The sequence below is a fragment of the Microbacterium sp. 1154 genome (genome assembly GCF_031455375.1).
Classification (GTDB): Bacteria; Actinomycetota; Actinomycetes; order Actinomycetales; family Microbacteriaceae; genus Microbacterium.
The window spans coordinates 389,106-412,606 of record NZ_JAVDSN010000002.1; the positions used below are offsets into that span (position 1 = coordinate 389,106).

The window sequence follows — 23,501 nt, forward strand, 5'->3', positions numbered from 1 at the left end:
GCTCAGCCGATCAGCTCTTCGATAGACACGCGCTCACGCTCTGGTGGGTCGGCGATTGACGACGCGCCAAACCGCTCACCAAGCGCCTGAGCCACACGAGCGACGGCATCCTGCGACGCGCGGTACCCCGGGTAGATCTGAATCGAGTTGGCCTCGGTCACCACGATGTCGAAGTTGGACCCGTCGCGTGAGTCGAAGAGCGCGAAGTGCAAATATGGGTTGCGATGGAAGACAGCTACTTCGGTGTGCGGCATCTGGGATACGACATCCAGGAGTAGGCCCGTCTCCTCCCTCGTATTGAACAGGTTTGCAGACAGGTCGATGCTGAGCGCGTGGAGTTCGTCGTCCACGCCCTGCCGCGCCCTGTTGGACACCAGTTGCCGTCTGACAGCAGCAGCAGCAGCCAGGGGACATAGGACGTTGTCAACGAAGTAGCGCGGCTGTCCGCCGTAGAAGGTTGCGCCCGCGATGCGGCGGATCTGTAGGGAGACCTCGTCGGACACCATGCTCATGGTGCGCACGACGCCGCCCTGATCCTCGATGTCGTCCACCGCCTGCTGCGGCGTGGGACGAGACTGAGAAAAGCCACGCGTGATGGACGAGTGGTCCTCTGTCTTTCGCGCCGTCAGTCGCGATACGAGGATCGGACTGTAGCGCCCCAGATCCGTCGCTATTGTGAGGAAATCGGCGTGGTTTAGGAAGCACCGCGAGACTGACTGACGCGCAGACAAGGCGCGCTCCAGCTTGTCCCAACGCTTGTCCGTCCGGGGCTGCCCTGATGCTATGTGAAAGACACCTTCGTGCCCCGTCGTGAATGCCGCTGCCGCCCACTGTCCGTCTGCGTCGGAGAGTTCGAGGACGACATAGTTCGGCCCGTGGTGGCGGCGAACCGCGACACCGGCGAGCTTCAGTTCGTCAAACGGGTGCTCTCCATCCGTGAAGACGGTTTCGACCGCGACGTGCGCGGAGTTTGTGTCACCCTTCGTGCGCACGATGGAGGAGACCAAGTCGATGGGCGCGCCAAGCTGCGCCTGCGCGAGCAGGACGTAGTCGAAGCCTTCAGGACCGTCCATCAGCTCTTCCCCGAAACGATCATGGCCCAGCACCCCCACCGGGTGCGGTTGTCCAAATAATACGGGTGGCGGACGAGCATGCTTGCACGGGCCTACCCGGCCAGTCCCTTGGCGGTCTCGCTGGTGACAATGGCGCGCACCGTCGAGGCGTACCACTTCCCACCCTTGGCTGTGGGGACGGCCTCGTTGTTCAGCGTGCGGGCGATGGCGTTCATCGACAGGCCGTCACCGCTCATCGCGATGACGCGCCGGTAGGTGGGCAGGAACTCGGCGCTCACAGAGCGACCGGCGCGACCGTTCGGCCAGCCCTCGGCCTTGCGCTGCGCCATGCCCTCCCGGGTACGCAGACCGATGATGCCACGCTCACGCTGCGCGAGGGCTGCATCCAGGTAGGTGCGGAACTCGCCGTCCGGCGTCGTGTCGATCTGCTCACCGCTCAGGATGATTCCCCAGCCCTTGCGCTTGCTGCGGCGCATGATTGCGTCCACGTCGCCGACATTGCGAGATAGGCGGTCCATACGCACCGCCATCAGCACCTGAGCCTTGTGCTTGTCGAGCAGATCCAGAGCGCGAGCGAGTTCGTCGCGACCCTGGAGGCTTTTGGCGCTCTTGCCCTCTTCGCGCACGACCTCGAACTCATAACCGCGGCGCAGAGCCTCGGCGGCGAGGGCCTGCTCCTGGGCCTCCAATGACGCGCCCTTGTCGGCCTGCTCCTCGGTCGAGACCCTGACGTAGAGGAGGGCCTTCGTGGCGCGGTCGATGCCGGTACTCATGACTGAAGCATACATTAAAGGTTCCTTTTATGTATAGAGGTGCTCCGAAAACGGCTCAGGCACCCACGAGTCGCCCCATGGCTTTGGCGTTCATCAACCCGCTGGATCGGTTCCCGCGGCGCACCTGACCGGCCACGATGCCGAACACGGGGAGCACGTTGCCGGTCTCGGCCAAGGCGCTGCACGGCGCGAGTAGAGGGCACCCGCGGCAGATCTCGGTCAAGGGCTCGGGGTCGCTGTCGTCCGCGATAAACCGCGCGTCTCCCGAGCACGCGGGCGTGGCGTCGAGCATGGCCGTCCGCAGGGCCGTCCATGCGGCGGTCGGGCTCGTCATCAGTCACCGTCCGTCGCGAACGCGCTCATGCCCACGAGGTAGGCGGGCGAGCCCTTCGGCACGAGGGCGTCGACCACGGCGTCGCCCTGGACGGTGAGTCGGTGCAGATCGCCGCCGACATGCCAGAAGGTGACGGCGGGGAAGACGCGCACGAGGGCGTCGCCCGGAACAGCCATGGTGAGAGCCGGACCCACGCCGACGACGCGCACGCCGTTCACGAGGGGCGCACCGGGAACATGGCCGCGTGAAACTCAGCGATCACGTCGCGAGGAAGGTCGACTAGCTCGACGAGATTCCCGGCGCTCGCGTTCGTGAATACGCGCAGGCGGTCGGCGGCGTCGAGGCAGAACATCATGCTCATGCCGTTGCTCGCCGTGTTCGTGCGTACCTGCCACGACGCCGGGATGCGGTGCGCTCGTTCGCCGAGGTACACGATTACGCCGGGGGCGGTGGCGGGCACGGGAGCGACCGCCACGAGACGGGCGTCTTTCGCTTCGGCGGCGCGCATGGCGACGTAGCGGTCTCGTGCGAGCTTGCCCATGTCGATGCGCTCGTCGGGGTACTCATCGACGGGGCTCTGAGGAGCCGCAGGAACCTGCTGGCGGGGCTGAGGGCGCGGGTTAACTCCCGAGTACCTGAATGGGCCGATCTTGGATGCTGCATGTCTAGGCATTACGTGCTCGCTTTCGTGAGGTGAAGGGGGCCCCGGACTCGGCCCGAACTCGCCAGCCGAAAGGTTTGTTCTGCCGACCATCGTCGGCGTTGAGGGTGTGTGATCCGAGCTCGGGGAGTCGAGGGGGCCCACCTCGCCGCTGACGATGACGGCGACGATGGCGAGGTGGGCCGGGGTGCTCGGATAGGCGGGAGAAGGGGTCGCCTTCCCGAGCGGGGCCGCGCCTGCTGGCCCGTGACCTCCAGCGGCGCGGTGTCTGTGGAGTTCGTGGATCAGGACGGGCGCGCGAGGCGGATCAGCGTCGCGAGGTCGGCGAGGGTGAGCACCGCGTACGCCTCGCTGATGTCGCGCTGCGAGCGCCACATGACGAGAGCCCCAGCGCCTGCACCAGACAGTCGGGCGGTGGCCGTGGCGGAGTCGAGGTCAGGCGACAGGCGCTGGTCGACGCGGGACGTGACCGTGACGGCGAGGCCTTCGGCGTCGATGTCGGGCAGCACGTCTCCGATGCCTTCCGAGATCTTCGACGGGCGAGCGTGCGTGGTCGTCGCGATGCCTTGCGCGTCCAGGTAGTTCGCCACGAGCGCGGTGGCGGCGGTGTGCCGCGCGCGGTTGCGATTCCCCACGGGAGCGCCCATCACTGGCCACCGTTCCCGAGGCTGGAGCCGCCGACGTAGGGGATGCCCATCGACGCCGCGGTGCGTCGCGCCTGATCCTCGGCGATGGCCTGGCGCTCGCTGGTCGTCATGGCGGTGTTCGACGACCAAGACGTGTTGGCCGCGGGCCCGTACTTGCGGTGCACCTCGGCCAGGGCCTGGCGGCGCTCGGCGTCGGTGGGCTTGGCATGCGCTTCGCGTCGGGCGATCTCTCGGGCCTCGGCCCAGACGGCATCCCCGTACGTCCAGGGCACGAAGTCGTCGGCGGGGCGTCCGGGGGCGAAGAGGATCTTCCCCTTGTAGAGGGCCTGCTGCATCTCGGGCTCGTGCACGAGGCTGACGCCGCGGTACTGGCCGTGACGGTCGCGACTGGCCTCGATCATCGCGGCGGTGACGATGAAGACCTGACCCGCGCGCAGGGGCTCGCCACCGCCGAACACGTCGCCGTTGTAGAGCACCGTCCCGGGAACGAGGCAATGCACCTCTTCGCCGGGCTGGGGAAGGCGGATCGTGGGACCGGGGTCATCGGCGCGCTCTGCTGCACGCTCGCGTGCTTCGCGCAGGCGGCGCTGGCCCACAGTCTCGTCGTCGGGAATGGTGTCGGTGCTCATGGCTTATGCCTCCAGCGTCGGGATGGAATCGGGAATCGAGTTGCGCACGTCGTCGGCCATGTCGCCCAGGCCCTCGGCGGCCAGGGCGTCGGCCACGCCGCGGGCAAGATCGGGGGATGCGCGAAGGGCGGCATCCAGGGCGCGGGCAATGCGCGCGACCTTGGTGCGGTCTGCGGCCACGTCGTCGTGGGTGATCTTGAATCGACCGGCGAGCGCTTCTAGAGCCCTGGTCTCGGCGTCGCCCAGGCGGGCACCCAGGGCGGGGTTCCCAGAGGCGTAGGCGGTCGCTCGTGCCGCGCGCGCGTCATCCGCGATCTCAGCCAGTCGCTCCACCAGGGCCAGGGGGCGGGTGCTCGGCGTCGAGGTCAGCGCGGCCTGGATGGCGGGACGAAGATGCCAGCGCAGGTGACGGTAGAGCGAATCGCGACTAAGCCCGAACTGTTGCACCAGTCGCGCAATGGGGACGCTCGCGACCAAGGCTCCGTCGATGTCCCCCAGGTCGACGTGGGCGCACACCGTGCACTGACGCCCGTAGAGCGTGTGCAGTGATTGGGGCTTGGCCAAGGTGTCCTCCGTGATGCTTCGGGAGGAGTATCGGCACAACAGGTTCTAGAGCGTCGTCGCGTCTTGATTCGGGCCCAGGTGGAGGGGTGTCGATGGGCTTATCGACGTGCTGGTCGCGGGTCTTCGGTGAGTGCGCGTTACGCGCTAACTCATGGTTTCAGTGCGTACGCGCTAACCCATGGTCGGGGTGCGGGAGAGTGCGCGTCACGCGCTAACCCTTAGTTCCGGATCTTGGAGTCCAGGACCCCGCGGGCCTCGTTGATGATGTTGCGGAGTTGGTTCGTGGTGTGGTCGCTGAAGGCATCTCGTGCGAGCCCACGTACGCCTGCTCGGCGTGCCAGCCGCAGGGCCTGCTGGCGGAGCCGTTCTCGCTCGTCGATGGCGTGCCCACGGGCTCGGTGCTCACGCTCGACAGTGAGGCGTCGGGCCATGAGGGCGGCGGTGGCCTTGTCGGCCTCGGCTTTCTGTGCGGCCAAGTCGGCGAACATCGCGTTCCAGTCGTCCTCGGTGTCGAACATGGTTCCTCCAGGAAGGCATAAGCCACGGTGGGAGCCCTTCGGACTCCAGAACGGGCGCGCCAGATTTCTGCCCGTTACCGGCTAAACATGTCCGGAGGGAGGCCACGACGAATAGCCCGCCACCCGAATGGGGGCGAACGACGTGTGACCCTGAGGGACCGCCTTCTAGACGACGGCGCGGTGTCGACTTCCGCTGAGGGTGTTTAAGTGCCGACAGCGACGAGAGAGTGCACCGTGGGGGCCTCGGACTCGTCACGCAGTACCGTACTCGTCTTGCGTTCCGCATGCAAGCATGCTATTTAATGCGCGTCACGCGCTAACCGTCTAGATCGTGGCATGGCGAAGGCCCCGCTCCAGGGGTTCGAGGACGAGTCGAGGCCACAGGGTCGGAGCGGGGCCTTTCCTCAGCATACGGCATTGATGGATGTACGCGCTAACCTGGGCTTTTGAGGCGCGTTACGCGCTAGCGGCAGTCTCGATTCGCAAATCCTGGATCCACAACCTTGTGCACAGGGTCGGCGGCTACTTTCCTCCGAACATCCGCCACGGTAGGACCATTCCTGGTAGCGGTAGGGCCTGCCCGAGCACGTGGACGACGACCTCCAGAGGAGTGCCGATATCGCTACTGCCGATCTTCAAGTCGGTCTCGACCAGCGGGGACTCGATCACCGGCTCGACGGGACCCTGCACGATGAGGGAGAGCGACCAACTCTGACCGCGTTTTAGAAGTCGCGGGCGGAGTTCGACCTTCGCCTCGCCGCTGCTCGCGTCCGGGCCGGGTGCGTACCAATCAGGCCCGCCCGCCGACGCCGTCACCCCGTAGGACTTGGCAGTGAACTTGATGACGATGGGTTTACCGGCGTCGAACGAGTCGGACGGTATGTCCTTCGGACCCGTGTTACGGAAGGTGACCGTCAACAGATGCGGGTCGGGGATCGGCACCCCGAGGTAGCGAACCTCTAGGAGCAGAGCCTGATCGTCGCCAGGTAGGAGAGGAACAGTTTCGACCGCATAGGTGAGGACAGCGCGTCGATTGCCCCATCGCCGCGTGGCCCAGATGGTGATCGGTATCGCCACCACCGCCACGATGAGGGCGGTGATCGCGACCGGATCGAGCGTCACGGTTACTTCGATCCGCCCGAGGCACTACCGGTGCGGAACTCGACCATGCGCTCGTCGAACTTCTCGGTCAAACGTCGCACGAAATCTGCCCAACCCCGCACTCCCCCGAGGGTCAGTGATCCAGGGGTCGTGCCCCGGTGCACAATTTCGCCACGCGTCGTCACGAGCTGCGAGATATCCTTTCGCACTGCGGTGTTCGCCTTCTTCTGCCAACTGATTGTCCGTAGGGGGCTGTACCCGAGCACCTGGAGGTATAGACCCTCGATACCGGGAACGCTTGCGGTGTTGAACCCAAAGCGTCCCTTCTCGTCACCTTCCACCCGCGACCGCACCAGTTCCAAGACCGCGGTACGCCACGAATCGCCCACGAACGCCCACGGATCGCCACTCTGATCCGACACCCACGACCTCAGTGCGTCCGGGAGTTCGCTGGGCGATCTGTTCTCGATCAGCCAACTCACCGTCTCCAGGAGCGCCTCTTCTACGTAGACCTCCCAAGCGGTATAACAAAGCGACGTGCCTGCCCGAAGCAGCGGTGCGTAACCTGGCCCCGCGGGCTTGCCCGGCTTGGGGTCCTTCTGGGCTGGATGGTGATTGAGCAACGAGTCAACGTCGGCCAGAAGATTGGTGGCGGCCTCCAACGCCGAGACTGGCGCGGTCACTTCGACCCGCCAGATGTATTTCCGATGCGGAACTCCACCACGTCGCCGTCCTGCATGACGTAGTCCTTGCCCTCGAGGCGTGCCTTCCCCTTGGAGCGGGCCTCGGCCACCGAGCCGAGCTCGACCAGGTCATCGAACGAGATGACCTCGGCCTTGATGAAGCCCTTTTCGAAGTCGGTGTGGATGACACCGGCGGCCTGCGGCGCCTTCGCGCCCTGCGGGATCGTCCAGGCGCGCGCTTCCTTGGGGCCGGCGGTGAGGTAGGTCTGCAGGCCCAGTGTGTCGAACCCGATGCGGGCGAGCTGGTCGAGGCCCGACTCGTCCTGTCCGGTCGACGCGAGCAGCTCGGCCGCGTCCTCAGGGTCAAGGTCGATGAGTTCCGACTCGATCTTCGCGTCAAGGAACACGGCCTTGGCGGGCGCAACCAGCGCGGCGAGCTCGTCCTTACGGGCCTGGTCGGTGAGGACGGCCTCGTCGACGTTGAAGACGAAGATGAACGGCTTCGCGGTAAGCAGTCCCAGCTCGCGGATCGGCGAGAGGTCGATTCCGGATGCCGACAGCAGCACGCCGCGCTGAAGGGCGTCTTGCGCGGCCTTCGCGGCTTCGAGCACCGAGGGGTCGAGCTTCTTGCCCTTGACCTCTTTCTCGTAACGGGTGATGGCCTTCTCGAGCGTTTGGAGGTCGGCGAGCTGCAGCTCGGCGTTGATGGTCTCCATGTCGTTGGCCGGGTTGACCGAGCCGTCGACGTGAACCACGTCGTCGTCGGCGAATCCGCGGACGACCTGGGCGATGGCATCCGCTTCACGGATGTTCGCGAGGAACTGGTTGCCGAGGCCCTCCCCCTCGCTGGCCCCGCGGACGATGCCCGCGATGTCGACGAACGACACCGCCGCCGGCACGAGCCGCTCGCTGCCGAAGACGTCGGCGAGCTTCTGCAGGCGCACATCGGGAAGGTTCACGACCCCGACGTTCGGCTCGATGGTGGCGAACGGGTAGTTCGCGGCGAGCACCGAGTTCTTGGTCAGGGCGTTGAAGAGGGTCGACTTTCCGACGTTGGGAAGGCCGACGATGCCGATTGCTAACTGTGACATGAGGGTTCGAGCCTACCGGGCAGATTCCCCCGCGCCGGACTTGTTATCCGTTCGGATACTGCGGTACGTTACCCATATGGATAACAACACCACCAGGTCGGTGGCGGTGAACGCGGAAGCGCGGCACGCCAGAAGATAAGCAGGGGACGACGGAGTCCCCGCCAACGGCAACACGATTCCCCCGCACACCACGCACGAAGGAACGCACCCAAATGCCCGAAATCACCGATCCCACCCCCGGCGACAGATCCGCCTGGCTTGAGTTGCCACAGAACCGGGATGACATCCAGTACGTCATCGGAGGCAACGCTGATGCGTACTGGGCCGAGATGGAGAAGACGACGGCTTGGGCGGTCTTCATCCTTGGGCGGCGAATCGGAGATGTCGGCTTGGCATTCAAGGACGCGTTGCTCGGATCCGCCGATAAACACCGCCCCGAGCAGTGAGGAATACACCCGTGGGAAACCACCACAGAAGAGCAACCGCCGCACACCGCGGCCACCGGATAAGCCCACCACTTATCAACCCCGGACTATAAGCCGAGCGCTTATCCCCCCGAAGTACAGCCCCCGTCTCGCCGAGCGGGGGCTTTCTTCATGCGCTCAGACCACTCCCCCGCACCACACGTTCTCGCCCCGCTCAGCGTGCCTTCGCCACCCGGTGTGCGCGGTCTGCTGCGTCGCCGCGCGGCCACGCTTCCCGCACTCGCACACCCACACGACGAACAAGCCGTCGACGTCCTCGTCCGGGATGAGCTCCTCGAGCGCGTGGTCCATCACGCCGCCTCCCTCGCGAGGGTGCGACGGCAGAGCATCGGGTCCAGCGCCCACCCCTCCGCCGACCTCGCTGCATGCAGGAGCATCTGGTAGTACCGTGCCGGCCTCAGCCCGAGCTCGTCGAAGATGAGCGCCTCCTTGCGGCTGGTGTGCCGGGGGTGGCGGTTCTCGAACGCGAAGAGCTCGGGGACGGTGGGCATGTGGATAGTCTCCTCGGGGCCTCCGACATCGCCGCTACGCTCCCCGCATGAGCATCCCGCCCCCGATTTCCTGCCCCCTGTGCGGTACCGTCATCGCCGCGACGTGGTGCCACGCGTGCCGCGTCGACGTCATCCCGGTGTCGGTGGGGTGACGTAGCCTGTCCCATGGCCGGGGAAGGGGACCGGTCTGCATGGGCTCGAACAAGGTCAGTGACGAGAAGCTCTCTCGGGTGCTCGCTGCGGTGAAGCCGATGACGCTCCCACTACAGGCGTACGGGCCGCAGCCGGTCGAGTGGTTCGAGACGCGTCGCCCAGTGTGGGCGTGGGTGCAGTTCCCAAACCGAGCCGCCGAGCGCGTCGAGGCGTGGGCGATGGGCGCTAACGATCGAGTCGTCATGCTCGAAGTACCGTGCGACGGTGGGCATTGGCAGCCGGTGGTCTGGCGCAACGCCGTCACCGTACGCACCATAGGCTGACCTGGTGCTCATCGGAACCATCCGCCCCCGCGAGACATCTACCGTCGAGGTGGAGGCGCGCTCCCTCGAAGAAGCGCACACCCTGCTCGAGCAGCAAGCGCCGGCCGGGTTCGTCCTCACCGACGCGCCCGTGCGGATGGGGAAGGGCACGGACACGCTCACCGCATCCGGCACGTACTCACGGCGCGACGGGGCACGCGACATCGAAGCCGCCGACATGGCTTCGCTGCGAGCGCAGGTGCCCGACGGGTGGATCCTGCTGCACGTGCGCCACGTCTGAACGTCGCGCATTCTGGTGGCGACCCGATAGCGTCTCCTCACCAGATACAGAGGGGGATCCATGTCTGCATGGGTAGATCAGATGTTCGCCGCGGGACAAGTCGCTGTGGGCGGAGTGGTCCGTCGAAGCGTAAACGACGTCATTGACCAGGGCGCATTCGACGAGATCGTTCAGCGAGCGAAGGACAACGGCTGGCACGTCATTGAAACCGGGGGGCAGATCGTCGTGCTTTGCCACGCGGGCGCGCTCGTCATCCACGCCTGACAAACCACGAAACGCCCCCGGTGTCACCTCCGAAGAGGGACACCGGGGGCGTCGTCATGGGTAGATCTATCCGCTCACGAGTGATGCAGCCGGGTGTCGCCGCGATACGCTCAGCGCCATGACCATGGGGCAGGCCATACCGGAGCGTGTGTTTCTCGACCGTCTGACGTCGCTGCGTTTCTTCGCGGCGCTCGTGGTCGTGCTGAACCACATCACGCGAGAGTTCGCGCCGATCCCTGGCGTGTCCACGTTGGCGGTGCTCGGCACGACCGGTGTGGGGTTCTTCTTCGCCCTATCCGGCTTCATCCTCACGTGGAACCTACGCAACGACGACACCCCGGGGAGGTTCTACCGGCGACGCTTCGCACGGGTCTACCCGATGCACTTCGTCACCCTCCTGATCGCCGTGCCCGTGCTGCTGTGGACCGGCAGTCGGATCACCGCGCCCGAAGCCATCACGAACGCGCTGCTCGTCCAGTCCTGGGTGCCCGACCGTGATGTCTACTTCGGGATGAACGCGCCAAGCTGGTCACTCGCGTGCGAGGCGTTCTTCTATCTCGCGTTCCCGTTCGTCATCCCGGTTCTTCGCCGCCTAACCGCACGTTCAGCGAGGAACGCCGTCATCGCACTCGTCGCCGCCGACCTGCTGATCGCGGCCGCCGTCACCGTCGCGCTCGGAGTCGGCGACCTCAGCAGCTTCCTGCTCTACGTCTTCCCGCCGTTCCGCATCATCGGGTTCCTGGCCGGGTGCGCTCTCGCGCTGTGGATGAAGGAAGGAGTGCGCATCAGCCACCCTCTGTGGATTCCGACGCTGGCGCTCGGTGTTGCCTACTGCGGGCTGGCCGGCGCACAAGTCGCCTTCGGCCCCGCCGGCCACGGGATCGAGGATGCAATCCTCCTGCCATTCGTGCTGTGGCTGATCGCCGCGGCGGGGTATTCCGACCTTTCGGGGAAGCCCGGGTGGCTACGGTCACGCATGGCCATCCGCCTAGGCGAGTGGTCCTTCGCGCTCTACCTCACCCACTGGCTGCTGATGACGGTCGCGGTTCATCTGTTCCCGAGCGTGTATGAGGCGACCATCCTCGTGCGCGTGGGCGCAGACCTGGTGTTCGTCGCCATCGCTGTCGGCGTCTCGGCGTTCTTCTACTACGCCGTGGAAGCCCCGCTCGAGAAGCGCCTGCGTGGCGCGCGCCCCCGACCGGCCATGGAAGTGTCCACCGGCTGACGACGCGCGCCGCTGTCTCAGGTGCCGACTCGAAGGCGCGTCCAGCAGACGTCGACATAGCCCGTTCCCACCGCGCCGGACGCCGTGAACTTGGGCGTAAGAGGAGCATCGGTGAGCAGGTTCGGGAAATACCCCGCGTTCACGACGTCGCCGTAGTATGTGGCGGCGATGATTTTGCGGGACGGAATGATGAGCAGTCCCGTCCGGCTCTTGCGTGGCTTGCCGCTCTTACCTCCCCACAGCTCCGCGAGCAGAGCGGTGTCCGAGTTTCGAGAGTTGAATGTCGGGCCAAGATTCATCCAGTTGGCGCCCCGGAGGGATCCCGTCCCCTCGAGCCCTAGGGTGAGGGGCGAGAGGTAGCCGCCAGACGGCGTCAGGACATCGACCTCGAACCACATCCACTGAAAGAGGCTGGGGTCGAGTGCGACGAGACTCATCGCAACGGAGTCGGTGGACGCTGATGCGGATAGGCGGAGTTTCGCCGTCGGCGCGGTCCCGTTCATCGCGCCTGCCCCGGTCCCGCCTGAACCCGACCCGGTGACGGTGATTCCAGACGGTATGGCGGTGAGCATGGAGAAGTCTTGCTCGACCAGCGTCACAGATTGCCCGGGGAGGAGCAGTGACCCGTCGCGCTTTCGCGGGAGGGGTGTGATGGTCGTCATGCGGTGCCTCCCGCGATCGCGACGTAGAAGGAACCGCCGCACTGGTAGTAGAGGTACAGCCGCCCGTCGCGGCCGATGAACGCGTAGAGCGCGCGGTAGTTCGTCGACTCCCCGCCCTGTGTCGGGTAGAGCACAACCTGCGTTGGCGCCGTGAGGTTGTGCAAGTCGTCGGAGATGGGAGCTACGACGATGCGCGCATCCTTCGGCGTCGCGCCGGATGTGAAATTACTCGCCAGACCGATCCACCAGAGCTGTCCGTTCCAACGGATGACATATCCGGAGTTCCATTCGACGCGGCGTCCGTCACCGACGAGGTCCATCTGCCAGGTCAGGTGTCGGCGGTCGATGGTCCACACTCGGCCGTCGGTGGAGGTGGACATCGCGAACATGGGGTAATTGCCACCGCCTGCGAGGTGGTGCGCGGTGAGGTTGCCACCGATGGTCTGCGGGATGGCGTAGCCGGTGTGGCCGTCCGAGTTGGGCCAGTTGAGCGGCACGTCAATGGCGAGGCCGCCGCGGACCCAGTTGACGCCGTCAGCGCTGGTGGCATAGTTGCTGGACTGCACACCGTTGGCGCCGGTCACGTCTTGCTGCTGGTACAGCATGACGAGGCCGCCCGGCACGATCGGGTCCGCAAAGACGGAGGCGGTTTCCGTCTGCTCGCCGACGGTGTTGTCAATGTAGACCCGCCCGCGGCCAGTCCAAGGACCGAGCTCGGTAGGGCCTGTGGCGAGCCACACGCCAGAATTCGCGTGTGTCGCCTCGTGATCAGTCGTGTAGTACATGTAGAACTCGTCGAGCGCCGAGGCGCCGAGAATCTTGCGTGCGTCGATGATCCACGGCCAATAGATCGACCCCGATGTAGCGGGGGTCAGTGCTCCTGCGGCGGGGTTCTGGGCTGCCTGCGTGAAGATGGGTGCCCCGTTGTTGGCGCGTGCGAAGACAGGAGGTGTGACGCCTGAACCGCCCGCGTTCACGAGGGACCGAGCCTGGGCCTTGCTCACACCAGGAGCATCGAGGATTCCCATGTCAGCTCACCACGATCTGCGGAACGGTCGTCGCTGCGCCGGCCGCGTTCCGCGTGATGGCCGGTTGCGTGTAGGTCTTGGTCACGGGCGAGCCATAGGTGATCTTGTATCCGTCGACCGCGCCAGGGAACGCCGTCGAGAGCGTGAGCGCGGTGAACGTCCCGGGCTTGCCATCCGGCCACACGACGTCGGCAGAGGTGACGGCCTGGTTCGCATCGCGGGTGATGTTGCCGACGATGAGCAGATCGGGGTTCTTCGCCGCGGCGGCGAGTGACACAAACGTGGCCTTTTGCGCCACCGAGAATGCCGACGTCGGCGACGCCTGCACCGCGGTCATCTGCGCATCGGTGGTCGCACCGACCGCCTCCGCGGCCTGGCGCGCCACCACGGCGTCGTTCTTCGCCTGGACGGCGTCCGTCTTCGCGTTACCCGCGTCAGTCGCAGCAGACGCCGCCTGCACTGCGGCGGCCTCTGCCGCCTCCGCCGCCACCGCAATCGACGTCATCGGGGTCAACGCCTGCCCCGACTTCACGATGACCTGCGTCACCCCCGCCGGGGGCTTGAACTCGGGGTATATCCCGTCACTGTTCGAGACGAGCTTGTTCCCGGTGAACGGCACCCCCGCCACATCGGTGATCGCCAACGGCGTCGTGAACGACGTGTCCGTCATGGCGAACACCTGCGCCTCAGCGTTGCGGAGACGGGTGCCGGTATTGCTGTCGACGGCGAGGGTCGCGGGGAAGTATCCGACGACGGCCATGGGCGGGTCCTTTCAGATGCCGGCGTGACGCCGAGGCGAGAAGTAGACGGTGGCGGCCCCCACGACGAGGACCGCCACCAGGAGACGAAGCATCAGCCGCGACGGGACGCCCGGTACGCGGCGCGGGTCGTGGGCGCCTTCGGGTCCGCAGCGACGATCACCGTGCCGTTGACGTGGTCGCGGCCGACGATCTGCGACTGCGGCACCGAACCCAGCCCGATACGACCCAGCAGGTCATTCACACCGGCGACGGCCATGATCTTCGCCGCGAGACCCATGAGCAGCGCCGTCACCGCGACGACCGCGTTCAGCACGACGAATACGGTGCCGGGGATGACGATGTCGGTCTGCTCACGCAGGTACGACACGACCGCGATCCCGACACCGTTGACGACGGGGACGAGCACGACCAGGGCCTGCACGATGGTGCGGAGCACGCGCTTGCTGGCGTACCAGATGGGAGGGAGAGCAGTTTCCATGCGGGGGTGTCCTTTCAAGACTGGGCGTCGCGCCCGGGGGTGGGTTCGGTCGCCCACCCCTCCGTGAGGTGGCCGAGGCCGAGCTGGTAGAGGATCGGGTCGGGCAGCATGGGAAGGTCACCGTGGCGGCCCCGCTGGTCCCAGACCCACTGCATCGAGATGACGGTGCGCACGGCCTCGGCGAGGTCCTTGTACTGCTGCTTGACCTTCTCGAGTTCGCCGGCCGTTTCCGCCTGGTCCTCAGCGAGCTTGCGTGTGCGCTCGTCAACGCGCTGATCGATGTACTGCATGAGGGTGTCGGCGTCCTTGAACCGGCCACTGATGGTGCCCTCTTCTACGGCGTCGGCATCGGCGCGATCCTTGCGCCAGAACCGCCACACGGCAATCAGGGCGACGAGGACAGCGGACGCGAGTCCGATGAGGGCGACGATGACTCCGCTTTCACTCACCTACGCCCCCGATCAGGCGCTGACGCCGTTCCACCGCCCGCCGGTCAGCCCATTCCGTAGCGAGGAGCTCGAGATAGAACACCGGCAGCGGCAGCGTCAGCAGCAGCATCGTGAAGATGAACCACGATGGCGCTTCCTTCGCGAGCAGCTGCTCCGGTGACGGGGACACGAGAATGGCGAACGCGTAGGCGACGACCATCCCGACGACGAGACTGGTCCCAGCGAACGCGATCTTCCAGTGGCGGGGGAATGCCACCCCGAAGAGGCAGACCAGCGCGACCACCGCGAAGAACCCCGCCACCACGTCGGTGAAGTCGCCGTACAGACGGTCGAGCAGCCGGGACCCGTAGACCACTCCCGCGATACCTGCGCACACCGCGAGCACATCGTACGCGGGCACCCAGACGCGCTTGAGCGACCGGTACTTCTGCTCCCGCGGCGGGATGGCTTCTGGGTGCCAGATGCTCGCTCGTCGGATGCGCGCGGCGATGCTCACGGCGGTCAGCTCTTCTGCTGCGCGATGAGGCTGTTGACCTCACCCACAGACCAGTGCACGACCGTCGCACCCCGGTCGAGGAGGTCGTGCAGGGTGCCGGGGTCAGCGAGGGCCGTGAGGCGCCCGTTCTCCCACACGTACACGGTGCCGTCGCCACCGTCGGCGTACACGACGATCGGCAGGGCTGCGGCCTTCGCGTCGCGGCGTTCGTCGGCGGCGATGATGCTCGTGTGCACCGCCGCCGAGGTGTCCATGACCTGCATGGCAGCACCGGCGGCGATCTTCGTCGCGGCGACATCCTCCGGGGTGGGGAATCGCACGACGACCCCTCCGATGGCGAGCGATTCACCGATGGTCGATCGAATGTGAGTGGGCATGTCATCCTCCTCCGGAGGGATAGGGGCGACGGTCTCCACCGTCTGCGGGAACGGCTGCGCGCCGTTCGAAGCGGGGCCTGGCCCGCTGCGGGGGTTGAGGTCGATCACGTGCCACGGCTCATCCGGGTAACCCCGGCCGGGGGCGATCATCCCGGGCGTGAGTCCGACTGCACGGCAGTCTTCGTAGAACGCGGCACGGCTCCCGCCGTACACCCACGACCAGTTGCTGTAGTCGATCGCGAGCGTCTCGCGACCCTCCCAGAACCCACCGTGCGACGACGTCCCAGGGACGGCTGCACCGTTGCCGTAGATGCGGCGGGCGATCACCTGAGCCGCGTACGGGCGATACGTCCCCCACCCATCCGACGGCTCGAGCGTCCGCCCGGTGCGCCGGCGTGCACGCTCGATCAGGGCGAGGTGCCGGACGTATGTCGCCGGGGTCAGACCCCAGAACCAGTCGCCGTCCGTCGAGTTCCAGCCCCGCTTGAAGATGATGAGGTCACCCTCCGGGATGTACCCGTTGCGCCAGGCCATCGTTACGACACCCCCCAGGACAGGAACCCGTGCCACAGGTCGACGTTGGCGCCGCTGAGCGGGTCGGTGCTGACGGCGAAACGGAAGGTGGTCCCGGTGGGGATGTCCTGCGTAATGGGCAGGTTCACCTCGACCGACGGGTAGGTGAATCGCCCCCGTCGGCCCTGCGAATGCCAACGGCGCTGCGCGAGCAGCGTGTCGCCGCGGTAGATCCGCAGGAACCCGGCCATGTCTTTGTCGGCCGGGGGAATGTATATCTCGATGTCGGCGTGGATGTGCAGCATCGACCCGGCCGGCACAGCCTCGGCGACAGCGAACGCGATGATGGGAAGGTCGCTCCCCGGCGACGCCTGCGCCGCGTTGTTGGTGAGCGCTTCGAGCTGCCCACCCTGCATCGGTCGGACCTTCACCCACACGGGGTTACCGAGGGAATTGAGGTCGCGACGCCACGCGATGCCGGCGATGGTGATGTTCGTGCCGAGCTGGGTGAGGTACTGCCGCACCAGGTCGTCGGACGCGACAGCACCCCCGTACCCACCCCACACCCGCAGGTCGCGGATCTCGGCAACCTGAGACTGACCGGCCTGCACGCGCACGAGCGCGATGGGCTGATCGTCGAGCGTGCCAGGGGTGGCCTGCCGGGTCGGGATGGCGGCGGCGCCGGAGGTTCCGTTGATGACGTCGAAAGTGGTGGTGTTGGCCTGCCAGTCGCGGTGCGCGACGATCAGGTGCCACACGGAGTCGCTGGACGGGGCGGGCAGCACGAGCGACGCCGCCGCGGTGGTGCGATCGAGCACACCGGCGCCGAAGCCGAACCCGGGCGCGATGCGCACCTCACGGTCTGCCGCGCCGGCGGTGACCTTCCAATCACCCTCGCCGATGACGCCGTACTGACGGCCCGCGGCGTAGGTCTGCAGGCGGGCCCAGTCGGGCTCTTCGATCGTGCCTTCGTAGCCGACGCTGTCGGTGATGGTGACGGCCATGTTTACCTTCTCCCTGTGTCTCGGATGCCGCGCGCGAGACGGGCGATGTCGCGGGCGAGGGCGTCGGTGGTGTCGTCCTCGACGTTGCCGATGCGGGGCGTGACGACGACGCCTTCCCCGGCGGTCTCGGTGATTGAGACGCTGATCGGCTGCGCCCGCTGGATGGGGCCGACGCGGACGGTGACGAGGTCACCCTCGGTGTACGTCGTGCCGTACTGGAACCGGTCGGTCTCGTTCAGCGTCGTGCTGATGCCCGACTTCGGGCGCCCCTCGGCGAGGGCTTCGCGAGCGTCGATGGTGAGGTCGGCGCCCTCTTCGGTGTTGCGAGCGTCCTTGAACCCCTCGATGATGTCGCCCCAGTCGGCCTCGAGCGCTTCGTCGCGGAACTCCACGAACTCTCGGTCGACGCCTTCCCCGCGGCCGCCGACGACGACGCGGGTGGCGGTGGGTCCGCTGCGCTCGTACTTGTACCCCTCGGGGATCCCGGAGGCGATCGTGAGCACGCCGGGCACGGTCTTAGCTTGGCGGACGTCGACGAGAACGTTCGGGCCGTCGTAGGACAGGGCCACGATGAGATGGTCGGCGTCGAGACCGGGAAGCAGCTTGTCAGCGAGGGGGTGGAACCGCAGACTGGCGACGGTCGCCGTACCGCGCCCGAGCGAGGGCGCCACGCTCCACGGGACTCCGAGGCGCAGGAGGTTCTCGGCCACCGCGTCCTTGAACACGGTCTCGGAGGGTCCGCTGTGCACGCGATAGTCGCTGGTCTGATCACCGAGGCCGGCGGAGGGGACGGGGCGTCCCTGCCAGTGCCACAGCTTGCGGATATCACCTCGGACGTGCGCGGTGACCTTGCCGTACGGGCCGTCGCCGGGGGTCTCTTGGATGATGCCGCGGAAGCGTTCTTTCCCGCGGAACCAGACGCCGCAGCGCGCACCGTTCGCGGTGATGTCAGCGAGCTCCTTGCGGTCGTCGTCGAGGGTGAACGTCGCCGTCGGCACCGCGTTGGGGGCGAGGTCTGCGGTCGCGTCCACGCCTTCGAGCTGGCAGCGGAAGCTCCCGGTCTTGTCGTAGATCGCGAACCGCAGACCATCGTGCACGGTGACCCCTCTCAGAACGCCCGGAAGTACAGGGGCACCAGGTCGAACGTGACCCACCCGGACCCGGTGGCCTCGACGTGCAGCGGCACGCTCGCACCGGACGGGACGGGCGCGTAGTCCTGAAGCCCGAGCAGCGCGGTGACGTCGTCACCGTCGCGCGTGGCGCTCGGATGCTGCGGGTCGGTGTCGATGACGAGCACCTGACCTGCGTTGAGCGCGAACGGGACCGTGATGATCGCCGCGCCGACGCCGAGCGCGATGCTCGACAGCGGGCCCTCGACGGTCCACGTGCCCCACGCCTCGACATCACCGGGGTTGGGGACGGTCGCCGACCCGAACGCGGACGACGACGAGATCCGAACCGGAGGCCCGCCGCCAGGTGGGAGGAAGGGGACGGCGTCCGGTGCGCGCCAGGGGCCTCGGCGGATGGCCTTGCCCTGCCAGTACGGCTGAGCAGCTTCCATCTCGATGCCGTACTGCGCCCACCCCTCGAGCATCGGGTCGATGTCGTACGTGTGCGCCGCGTCGAACACCGCCGACACGGGCAGCTCACGCGTCTCCCCGTTGGCGGTGACCCGCCAGATTCCCTCGCGGTCGGGGTGGATGGTCGAGCGGAACGCGCGTTGCCGCGCCAGCCACTCGAGAGAGGTGTCCGAGTAGATGAAGATCGGCCAGAACACCTCGCGGGTCTTCGCCCGCCACCCGCGCCTGCGGTGCCCGGGTGTCCCGCGAGACTCAGACCGGTACATGGTGAGCTGGGGGTTATCCAGCCCCTCCACGCCCCGGTCGTCGAGGGTTACCCCGGTCGTCCAGTCGCTGAGCGGCCACACCACGCCGGTTGAGTCGACCCACTCCTGGGTGAGCCCCTCCCTCTGCTCCACCGCGACGGGCGGGGCAGAGGGAGGAGACGCCAGGATGATCGGGTAGCTCATGTGACCTCCCTCGCTGTGGCCGTGCGGGCGGCGCTGCGACGCTTGGCCTTCTCCGCCACCCGGAACAGCTCAGGCACGTCCTGCGTGATGACGTCGCCCTGCACGATGACGGCGGCTCCGCCGCCGCCCTTGCGCAACGTGCCCCACTGCTCATCGGTGAAGACGGGCTCGGGACGACCGGAGAGGTTCATCGCGATGCCACCGTGAGGCAGCCACCCGCCGTCGTCGTACAGCTTCGGCACGACGCCGCCGTTCGCCATCGCCAGGTGAACGTGGTTGTAGTGCTGCGCCCGGACGGCATCCGACCACCCGTCGAACGGCTGACCGTTGAGGAGCTGCTTCTTCCCGGCCGGGCTGTAGATCAGCTCGGACGCGTTCGGGAACAGCTTCGCGACAGCGTCGAAGGTCGCCATGGACGCCGGAATGAGGTCGATCGCGCGCCCGAGGGCGTGGTACGACTGACCACCGTTCGCGGTGACCGCACCCGGACGTGCCGCGCTGGTGAGCACCGCGCCCGGGACGCCGGCCTGCACGATCTTCCACATCGCTTCCCAGCCCATGCCCGCGCCACCGCTGACCGACGATGCCGACGGGAACAGTCCCGCCATCGCCTTGAGCGTGTTGCCGGCGAGACCCCCGACGGTGCGCCCGAACAGATTCTGCCCGGACATCATCGGGCCGATGATCCCGTCGATGACGTGCTTCTGGATAGCCTGGCCAGGGTTGGTGAGGAACTCCCACGCCATGGACGCTGCCCGGGTGATCGTGTCCCACACGTCACCCGCGAAGGTCCCGGGCCCGTCACCGACCGGCAACTGCCCGGAACGGGCCGCGGCGTTCAGCGCGTCGACGCCGGCCGCACCACCCACCAGGCGGGTGAACTCCGGCCGCATGATCGCCTCACCGCCGGAGAGCGCGAGCCCACCAGCCGTCGGCGACCAGAACTGATGCACGTCCCGCCCCGGGGTGTACCCGGGCATCACACCACCGGATGCGAACTTCACCAGCGGCGCCATCGGCAGGGCCATGTCGTCGAGCTTCAGCTCGCGCACGAGGTCGTTCCAGAACGAGCGGAGACCCTTGTTCCAGATTGTGTCGAGCACGAAGTTGATCGGCGCGGCGGCGGCCTGCTTGATGCCCTCCCACGCTTTCCCGACCGAGTCCGCGGTGATGCCGAATGCCTTCGCGATCGCGTCGATCGCGAAGCCGAGCGGTGAGAAGACGTTGTCGCGCAGCCACACGTACCCCGAGCTCAGCACGCTCATGATGCCCGCGAAGACGGGCTGCACGACGTTCTGGTACAGCCATGTGAAGATCGCCGCCCACGTCTGGATAGATGCGACGATGTTGTTGACGTACGGCAGGATCACGTTCTGGTAGATCCAGGTGAAGATCTCGCCGATCTTCCCGAACACCGGTCCCAGGACGTTCTCCCACAGCCACACGGCAACTGCTCCCCAGAAGCGGAAGTAGTTCACGATGAGCGTGCCGATGGGGCTGAAGACGTTCTCCCACACCCACGTGACGACGGCGCCGATGGCGGTGAAGACCGGCTGCAGCACCGTCTCCCACAGCCATGTCGCCGCGGTACCGATGGCCCCCATCACGTTCGACCAGATCTGCTGGCCGAGCTCGGTCTGGGTGAAGAACCACACCAGAGCGCCCACCAGCGCGGTGATCGCAAGGATGATGATGCCGATCGGGTTCGCCGACAGGGCCGCGTTGAGCAGCCACTGCCCCGCAGCCGCGACACGGGATGCCGTGCTGGCCGCAAGCGTCGCGAACGTGCTCCGCGTCGTTGCCGCGGCGGAGACGTTCGTCGCGCCGGTGGAGGCGGCCTTCGCGAGGGCGAGCTCACGCTCGATGCGCACCGAGTTGTTGCGCATCACGTTGTTCGCGAAGTAGACCGGGGTCGCGGCGAGCTCTCCCGCGCGCAGCGCCAGCGTCGCGTTCGCGACGGCCGCGGACGCGAACCGCCAGGCGATGAACCCGGCGACGATGAGCGGCATGAATTGCACGATCGTGTCGACGTTGTCGGCCAGGAACGACAGCACCTGGGTCACGATGGTGAGTCCGCCGGCGGCGAGGTCAGCGGTCGCCTGGCCGATCTTCGGCATCTGCGCGCCGAACTCCGCGAACGCCGGGCCGAGGGTGGTCAGCGAGTTGCCGATGCTGCTCGCGGCGCCCGAGAAGTCACCGCTCGTCAGCGACGAGAACAGCGACCCGATTCCCTCGCGGATCCCGAGCAGGAAGGTGACGAAGCCGGAGTCTTCTTCGACGTTGAACGCGTCTCGCAGCGTCGAGGAGAACTGCCCCTTGACGAGAATGTCGTACAGACCCTGGACGGCGTTGCGGGCGCCGAGCACGAACGAGACGAAGTTGGAGTCCTCCTCCATGTTGAACGCGTTGCGCAGGGCCGAGCTGTAGTCGCCCTTCACGAATAAGTCGAACAGACCCGTAACGGCGTCCCGGATCCGGAGGATGCGGGTGACGGTGACGGAGTCTTCTTCGAGGTTGAACGCCTCACGGAACTGCGACGTGAAGTCACCCTTGGCGACCAGGTTGTAGATGCCGATGACCCCGGCCTCCACCTTGGTGAAGTCAATCGCGGCGACCCAGGCCGTCATGTCGTCGATCCAGGGACCCAGCCACTTGCCGAGCGCTTCGCCGGCTCGCGCGGCGATGTCCTCGAGCGGGCCGAGCGCCTTAGTCATGGCCTGGATGGCGGGCGTGACCTTCGGGAACAGGCCCGACATGAGCCCGGCACCGATGCGGCCCAGGGAGGCAATGAAGTTCGCCCATGACCCCTTGACGGTGTTGCCCATCTCGGACGCGACGGTGCCGGCGGCGGAGGTCATCGCCTCCTGGAAGTCGGCGAAGCCGATCTTGCCTGCGGACGCCATCTTGAAGATCTCGTCGGTGGTGACGCCGAACTTCTTCGACAGCTCCTGGTAGATCGGGATGCCGCGGTCAGCGACCTGCTGCAGGACGTCGTTCTGGGCCTTGCCGAGGGATGCGACCTTGGCGTAGATCGAGCCCATTTCGCCGATGCCGGTACCTGCGGCGGCGGCGCTGTTCGCGACGGACTTCAGCACGCCCTCGAGTTGCTGACCGGGCTTGATCTGCGCGGCGACGAGCTGCGCGGCGACGGTGGAGGCGTCACCCAGACCGAAAGCGGTGCCTTTCACGGCGGAGAGCGCGTTGGCCATCACGTCTTTGACGGTGTTGGCGTCGTTCCCGAGGCCGGTGAGCTTGGCGCGGGCGGTGTCGATTGCGTCGAGGCGCTGGAAGCCCTTGAACAGGGCTGTGCCGAGCGCCGCCCCGGCGACGGTGCCCACGCCGATCGCACCGGCCTTCAGCACCGATCCGACACCGGAGAGGATGCTCGAGCCAATGTTTCGGCCGGCGGATTCCGTCGCCGGGGCGGCCTTGCCGAGCTCCACCGCGATGTCGCGCGCGGCGCCCGGCATCTTGATCTGCAGGGCCACATAGGCGTTGGCGATTTCGACCCCAGTGGGCATGCGGGGCCTCCCTACGGCGTAGGCGATCGCTTCCGGTCGCGTTCGGCGTGCCGGCGCGCCTTCGCGGCCATGCGTTTCTCTTGCTCGCGCCGCTGGGCGCGTTGCTCAGCGGCGGCAGGCGGCAGGGGTATGCGCTCGGGCTTCGGGCCCTTGCCCTCGGTCTGCTGCCAGGCGAGCACCTCGAGCCGGAACACGGACTCCCGTAGCAGGTGCGCTTCGTCCGAGAGCGCGAGCCATCCGCCCGTCTCGACCCAGAGCGCACACCCGTGCGGAAGATACGCGACGTAGTCGCCGATCTCGCGCGGGGTGCGCGCTGGCTCCGTACGACCGCCGATCAGAAGGCGGATGCCGTAGGCGGCTTGCAGCGATGCCCGCAGGGCGCCCTCGTGCTCCGAGAGGGCGCCCGCGAGCGTCAGGAGTTTGGGGACAGGGCCGCGAACAGATCCATGACAAACGTCGATCCGGCCTCGGTCGTCACGCGACCGTTCGGGCCCTTCAGCGCTTTCAGCACGTCACGGTACTGGTCGCCGACGAGGCGGCGCAGCAGCGAGGGCAGGCGAGAGGCGTCGTTGTCGTCCTGGACGGCGCGGATGTCGTCGAGCACCTCGAAGTCGTCGAGCGCCTCGTCGGGCACGTCGACGTCGACCGCTCCGGCCGCAGTCGGCATGGTCACGCGACGGCCGGGAACGGTGCGGGTTACCGGCTTCTTGTCGTCGCCGAGGACGGGCTTGCCGTCGTCGTCGAACTCAGGCAGCTCGATGTCAACCTTTTCGACCTTCGGGCCTTCGGTCTTGCTCTGGTGGTCCTGCGGCGTCTTCGCGCCTGCGGGGATGTTGGGCATGGCAGTCTCCTCCGACTGTGTGGTCTCCGACGTGTGGATGGAAGGGT

At 66.9% G+C, this 23,501-nt stretch carries 31 protein-coding genes; 5 read left to right on the plus strand and 26 right to left on the minus strand.

Annotation, left to right across the window (positions count from 1 at the left end; genetic code table 11):
• Positions 1-2 precede the first annotated feature (2 nt).
• The 12 genes from J2X55_RS11075 to ychF form a co-directional block, all read right to left on the minus strand.
• On the minus strand, positions 3-1,112 hold the full coding sequence (locus J2X55_RS11075; RefSeq protein ID WP_309823419.1) for a hypothetical protein: 1,110 nt from the start codon (positions 1,110-1,112) through the stop codon (positions 3-5).
• Between the two features lie 53 nt (positions 1,113-1,165).
• Entirely contained in the window at positions 1,166-1,846 is a 681-nt protein-coding gene (locus J2X55_RS11080; RefSeq protein WP_309823420.1) for a recombinase family protein, read from the minus strand.
• Between the two features lie 55 nt (positions 1,847-1,901).
• Positions 1,902-2,180 (minus strand): hypothetical protein, encoded by a 279-nt coding sequence (locus J2X55_RS11085; RefSeq protein ID WP_309823421.1) that lies wholly within the window; start codon positions 2,178-2,180, stop codon positions 1,902-1,904.
• Entirely contained in the window at positions 2,180-2,356 is a 177-nt protein-coding gene (locus J2X55_RS11090; protein ID WP_309823422.1) for a hypothetical protein, read from the minus strand. Before J2X55_RS11090 ends, J2X55_RS11085 begins: the two co-directional genes overlap by 1 nt.
• A gap of 38 nt (positions 2,357-2,394) precedes the next feature.
• Complete coding sequence (locus J2X55_RS11095; protein WP_309823424.1) at positions 2,395-2,721, minus strand: hypothetical protein; 327 nt, start codon at positions 2,719-2,721, stop codon at positions 2,395-2,397.
• Between the two features lie 404 nt (positions 2,722-3,125).
• Positions 3,126-3,488, minus strand: coding sequence for a hypothetical protein (locus J2X55_RS11100; protein ID WP_309823426.1), 363 nt, complete (start codon positions 3,486-3,488; stop codon positions 3,126-3,128).
• Positions 3,488-4,117 (minus strand): hypothetical protein, encoded by a 630-nt coding sequence (locus J2X55_RS11105; protein ID WP_309823428.1) that lies wholly within the window; start codon positions 4,115-4,117, stop codon positions 3,488-3,490. Before J2X55_RS11105 ends, J2X55_RS11100 begins: the two co-directional genes overlap by 1 nt.
• A 3-nt stretch (positions 4,118-4,120) precedes the next feature.
• Entirely contained in the window at positions 4,121-4,681 is a 561-nt protein-coding gene (locus tag J2X55_RS11110) for a hypothetical protein (protein ID WP_309823430.1), read from the minus strand.
• Between the two features lie 218 nt (positions 4,682-4,899).
• Positions 4,900-5,199: a hypothetical protein gene (locus tag J2X55_RS11115; RefSeq protein ID WP_309823431.1), complete on the minus strand. Its 300-nt coding sequence runs from the start codon at positions 5,197-5,199 to the stop codon at positions 4,900-4,902.
• A 522-nt stretch (positions 5,200-5,721) separates the two neighbouring features.
• Positions 5,722-6,321: a hypothetical protein gene (locus J2X55_RS11120; protein WP_309823432.1), complete on the minus strand. Its 600-nt coding sequence runs from the start codon at positions 6,319-6,321 to the stop codon at positions 5,722-5,724.
• Between the two features lie 2 nt (positions 6,322-6,323).
• Positions 6,324-6,983 (minus strand): hypothetical protein, encoded by a 660-nt coding sequence (locus tag J2X55_RS11125; RefSeq protein WP_309823433.1) that lies wholly within the window; start codon positions 6,981-6,983, stop codon positions 6,324-6,326.
• Positions 6,980-8,074 (minus strand): redox-regulated ATPase YchF, encoded by a 1,095-nt coding sequence (gene ychF / locus J2X55_RS11130; RefSeq protein ID WP_309823434.1) that lies wholly within the window; start codon positions 8,072-8,074, stop codon positions 6,980-6,982. Before ychF ends, J2X55_RS11125 begins: the two co-directional genes overlap by 4 nt.
• Positions 8,075-8,286: 212 nt before the next feature.
• On the opposite strand from ychF, the gene J2X55_RS11135 reads away from it, so the two are divergent.
• Entirely contained in the window at positions 8,287-8,520 is a 234-nt protein-coding gene (locus J2X55_RS11135; protein ID WP_309823436.1) for a hypothetical protein, read from the plus strand.
• A 156-nt stretch (positions 8,521-8,676) separates the two neighbouring features.
• On the opposite strand, the gene J2X55_RS11140 is transcribed toward J2X55_RS11135, so the two are convergent.
• Positions 8,677-8,850 carry a hypothetical protein gene (locus J2X55_RS11140; RefSeq protein ID WP_309823437.1) on the minus strand — a complete coding sequence of 58 codons (174 nt, stop codon included), beginning with the start codon at positions 8,848-8,850 and terminating at the stop codon, positions 8,677-8,679.
• The gene (locus J2X55_RS11145; protein ID WP_309823439.1) at positions 8,850-9,050 is read right to left on the minus strand and encodes a DUF3263 domain-containing protein; all 201 of its coding nucleotides are present in this window, start codon (positions 9,048-9,050) and stop codon (positions 8,850-8,852) included. Before J2X55_RS11145 ends, J2X55_RS11140 begins: the two co-directional genes overlap by 1 nt.
• 191 nt (positions 9,051-9,241) lie before the next feature.
• On the opposite strand from J2X55_RS11145, the gene J2X55_RS11150 reads away from it, so the two are divergent.
• From J2X55_RS11150 to J2X55_RS11165, 4 genes are all read left to right on the plus strand, one after another.
• Positions 9,242-9,526 carry a hypothetical protein gene (locus tag J2X55_RS11150; RefSeq protein WP_309823441.1) on the plus strand — a complete coding sequence of 95 codons (285 nt, stop codon included), beginning with the start codon at positions 9,242-9,244 and terminating at the stop codon, positions 9,524-9,526.
• Positions 9,527-9,530: 4 nt separating this feature from the next.
• Complete coding sequence (locus tag J2X55_RS11155; protein WP_309823443.1) at positions 9,531-9,806, plus strand: hypothetical protein; 276 nt, start codon at positions 9,531-9,533, stop codon at positions 9,804-9,806.
• Positions 9,807-9,866: 60 nt separating this feature from the next.
• A complete protein-coding gene (locus J2X55_RS11160) occupies positions 9,867-10,070 on the plus strand; it encodes a hypothetical protein (protein WP_309823444.1) in 204 nt (67 codons plus the stop codon).
• A 118-nt stretch (positions 10,071-10,188) separates the two neighbouring features.
• A complete protein-coding gene (locus J2X55_RS11165) occupies positions 10,189-11,295 on the plus strand; it encodes an acyltransferase (protein WP_309823445.1) in 1,107 nt (368 codons plus the stop codon).
• A 17-nt stretch (positions 11,296-11,312) separates the two neighbouring features.
• On the opposite strand, the gene J2X55_RS11170 is transcribed toward J2X55_RS11165, so the two are convergent.
• From J2X55_RS11170 to J2X55_RS11225, 12 genes are all read right to left on the minus strand, one after another.
• The gene (locus J2X55_RS11170; RefSeq protein WP_309823447.1) at positions 11,313-11,957 is read right to left on the minus strand and encodes a hypothetical protein; all 645 of its coding nucleotides are present in this window, start codon (positions 11,955-11,957) and stop codon (positions 11,313-11,315) included.
• Entirely contained in the window at positions 11,954-12,961 is a 1,008-nt protein-coding gene (locus J2X55_RS11175; RefSeq protein ID WP_309823449.1) for a hypothetical protein, read from the minus strand. Before J2X55_RS11175 ends, J2X55_RS11170 begins: the two co-directional genes overlap by 4 nt.
• Positions 12,962-12,986: 25 nt before the next feature.
• Complete coding sequence (locus tag J2X55_RS11180; RefSeq protein WP_309823450.1) at positions 12,987-13,745, minus strand: hypothetical protein; 759 nt, start codon at positions 13,743-13,745, stop codon at positions 12,987-12,989.
• A gap of 92 nt (positions 13,746-13,837) precedes the next feature.
• Complete coding sequence (locus tag J2X55_RS11185; RefSeq protein WP_309823452.1) at positions 13,838-14,224, minus strand: hypothetical protein; 387 nt, start codon at positions 14,222-14,224, stop codon at positions 13,838-13,840.
• Between the two features lie 14 nt (positions 14,225-14,238).
• Positions 14,239-14,673, minus strand: coding sequence for a hypothetical protein (locus J2X55_RS11190; protein WP_309823454.1), 435 nt, complete (start codon positions 14,671-14,673; stop codon positions 14,239-14,241).
• Positions 14,666-15,169 carry a hypothetical protein gene (locus J2X55_RS11195; protein ID WP_309823457.1) on the minus strand — a complete coding sequence of 168 codons (504 nt, stop codon included), beginning with the start codon at positions 15,167-15,169 and terminating at the stop codon, positions 14,666-14,668. Before J2X55_RS11195 ends, J2X55_RS11190 begins: the two co-directional genes overlap by 8 nt.
• Before the next feature lie 5 nt (positions 15,170-15,174).
• Positions 15,175-16,080: a hypothetical protein gene (locus tag J2X55_RS11200; protein WP_309823458.1), complete on the minus strand. Its 906-nt coding sequence runs from the start codon at positions 16,078-16,080 to the stop codon at positions 15,175-15,177.
• Between the two features lie 2 nt (positions 16,081-16,082).
• A complete protein-coding gene (locus J2X55_RS11205) occupies positions 16,083-17,063 on the minus strand; it encodes a hypothetical protein (RefSeq protein ID WP_309823459.1) in 981 nt (326 codons plus the stop codon).
• A 2-nt stretch (positions 17,064-17,065) separates the two neighbouring features.
• Positions 17,066-18,160, minus strand: a complete 1,095-nt coding sequence (locus J2X55_RS11210) for a Gp37-like protein (RefSeq protein WP_309823460.1) — start codon at positions 18,158-18,160, stop codon at positions 17,066-17,068.
• An 11-nt stretch (positions 18,161-18,171) separates the two neighbouring features.
• Positions 18,172-19,092 (minus strand): hypothetical protein, encoded by a 921-nt coding sequence (locus J2X55_RS11215; RefSeq protein WP_309823463.1) that lies wholly within the window; start codon positions 19,090-19,092, stop codon positions 18,172-18,174.
• Entirely contained in the window at positions 19,089-22,613 is a 3,525-nt protein-coding gene (locus tag J2X55_RS11220; RefSeq protein WP_309823464.1) for a tape measure protein, read from the minus strand. Before J2X55_RS11220 ends, J2X55_RS11215 begins: the two co-directional genes overlap by 4 nt.
• Positions 22,614-23,025: 412 nt before the next feature.
• Positions 23,026-23,454, minus strand: coding sequence for a hypothetical protein (locus J2X55_RS11225; protein ID WP_309823466.1), 429 nt, complete (start codon positions 23,452-23,454; stop codon positions 23,026-23,028).
• Positions 23,455-23,501 lie beyond the last annotated feature (47 nt).

What these genes read in the sequence shown, in the direction of transcription:
- J2X55_RS11080 (WP_309823420.1), bottom strand. Translation starts at nt 1,846, where the DNA reads ATGAGTACCGGCATCGACCGCGCCACGAAGGCCCTCCTCTACGTCAGG.
- J2X55_RS11085 (WP_309823421.1), bottom strand. Translation starts at nt 2,180, where the DNA reads ATGACGAGCCCGACCGCCGCATGGACGGCCCTGCGGACGGCCATGCTC.
- J2X55_RS11090 (WP_309823422.1), bottom strand. Translation starts at nt 2,356, where the DNA reads ATGGCTGTTCCGGGCGACGCCCTCGTGCGCGTCTTCCCCGCCGTCACC.
- J2X55_RS11095 (WP_309823424.1), bottom strand. Translation starts at nt 2,721, where the DNA reads ATGGGCAAGCTCGCACGAGACCGCTACGTCGCCATGCGCGCCGCCGAA.
- J2X55_RS11100 (WP_309823426.1), bottom strand. Translation starts at nt 3,488, where the DNA reads ATGGGCGCTCCCGTGGGGAATCGCAACCGCGCGCGGCACACCGCCGCC.
- J2X55_RS11105 (WP_309823428.1), bottom strand. Translation starts at nt 4,117, where the DNA reads ATGAGCACCGACACCATTCCCGACGACGAGACTGTGGGCCAGCGCCGC.
- J2X55_RS11115 (WP_309823431.1), bottom strand. Translation starts at nt 5,199, where the DNA reads ATGTTCGACACCGAGGACGACTGGAACGCGATGTTCGCCGACTTGGCC.
- ychF (WP_309823434.1), bottom strand. Translation starts at nt 8,074, where the DNA reads ATGTCACAGTTAGCAATCGGCATCGTCGGCCTTCCCAACGTCGGAAAG.
- J2X55_RS11135 (WP_309823436.1), top strand. Translation starts at nt 8,287, where the DNA reads ATGCCCGAAATCACCGATCCCACCCCCGGCGACAGATCCGCCTGGCTT.
- J2X55_RS11140 (WP_309823437.1), bottom strand. Translation starts at nt 8,850, where the DNA reads ATGGACCACGCGCTCGAGGAGCTCATCCCGGACGAGGACGTCGACGGC.
- J2X55_RS11145 (WP_309823439.1), bottom strand. Translation starts at nt 9,050, where the DNA reads ATGCCCACCGTCCCCGAGCTCTTCGCGTTCGAGAACCGCCACCCCCGG.
- J2X55_RS11150 (WP_309823441.1), top strand. Translation starts at nt 9,242, where the DNA reads ATGGGCTCGAACAAGGTCAGTGACGAGAAGCTCTCTCGGGTGCTCGCT.
- J2X55_RS11160 (WP_309823444.1), top strand. Translation starts at nt 9,867, where the DNA reads ATGTCTGCATGGGTAGATCAGATGTTCGCCGCGGGACAAGTCGCTGTG.
- J2X55_RS11165 (WP_309823445.1), top strand. Translation starts at nt 10,189, where the DNA reads ATGACCATGGGGCAGGCCATACCGGAGCGTGTGTTTCTCGACCGTCTG.
- J2X55_RS11170 (WP_309823447.1), bottom strand. Translation starts at nt 11,957, where the DNA reads ATGACGACCATCACACCCCTCCCGCGAAAGCGCGACGGGTCACTGCTC.
- J2X55_RS11180 (WP_309823450.1), bottom strand. Translation starts at nt 13,745, where the DNA reads ATGGCCGTCGTCGGATACTTCCCCGCGACCCTCGCCGTCGACAGCAAT.
- J2X55_RS11185 (WP_309823452.1), bottom strand. Translation starts at nt 14,224, where the DNA reads ATGGAAACTGCTCTCCCTCCCATCTGGTACGCCAGCAAGCGCGTGCTC.
- J2X55_RS11200 (WP_309823458.1), bottom strand. Translation starts at nt 16,080, where the DNA reads ATGGCCTGGCGCAACGGGTACATCCCGGAGGGTGACCTCATCATCTTC.
- J2X55_RS11205 (WP_309823459.1), bottom strand. Translation starts at nt 17,063, where the DNA reads ATGGCCGTCACCATCACCGACAGCGTCGGCTACGAAGGCACGATCGAA.
- J2X55_RS11215 (WP_309823463.1), bottom strand. Translation starts at nt 19,092, where the DNA reads ATGAGCTACCCGATCATCCTGGCGTCTCCTCCCTCTGCCCCGCCCGTC.
- J2X55_RS11220 (WP_309823464.1), bottom strand. Translation starts at nt 22,613, where the DNA reads ATGCCCACTGGGGTCGAAATCGCCAACGCCTATGTGGCCCTGCAGATC.
- J2X55_RS11225 (WP_309823466.1), bottom strand. Translation starts at nt 23,454, where the DNA reads ATGCCCAACATCCCCGCAGGCGCGAAGACGCCGCAGGACCACCAGAGC.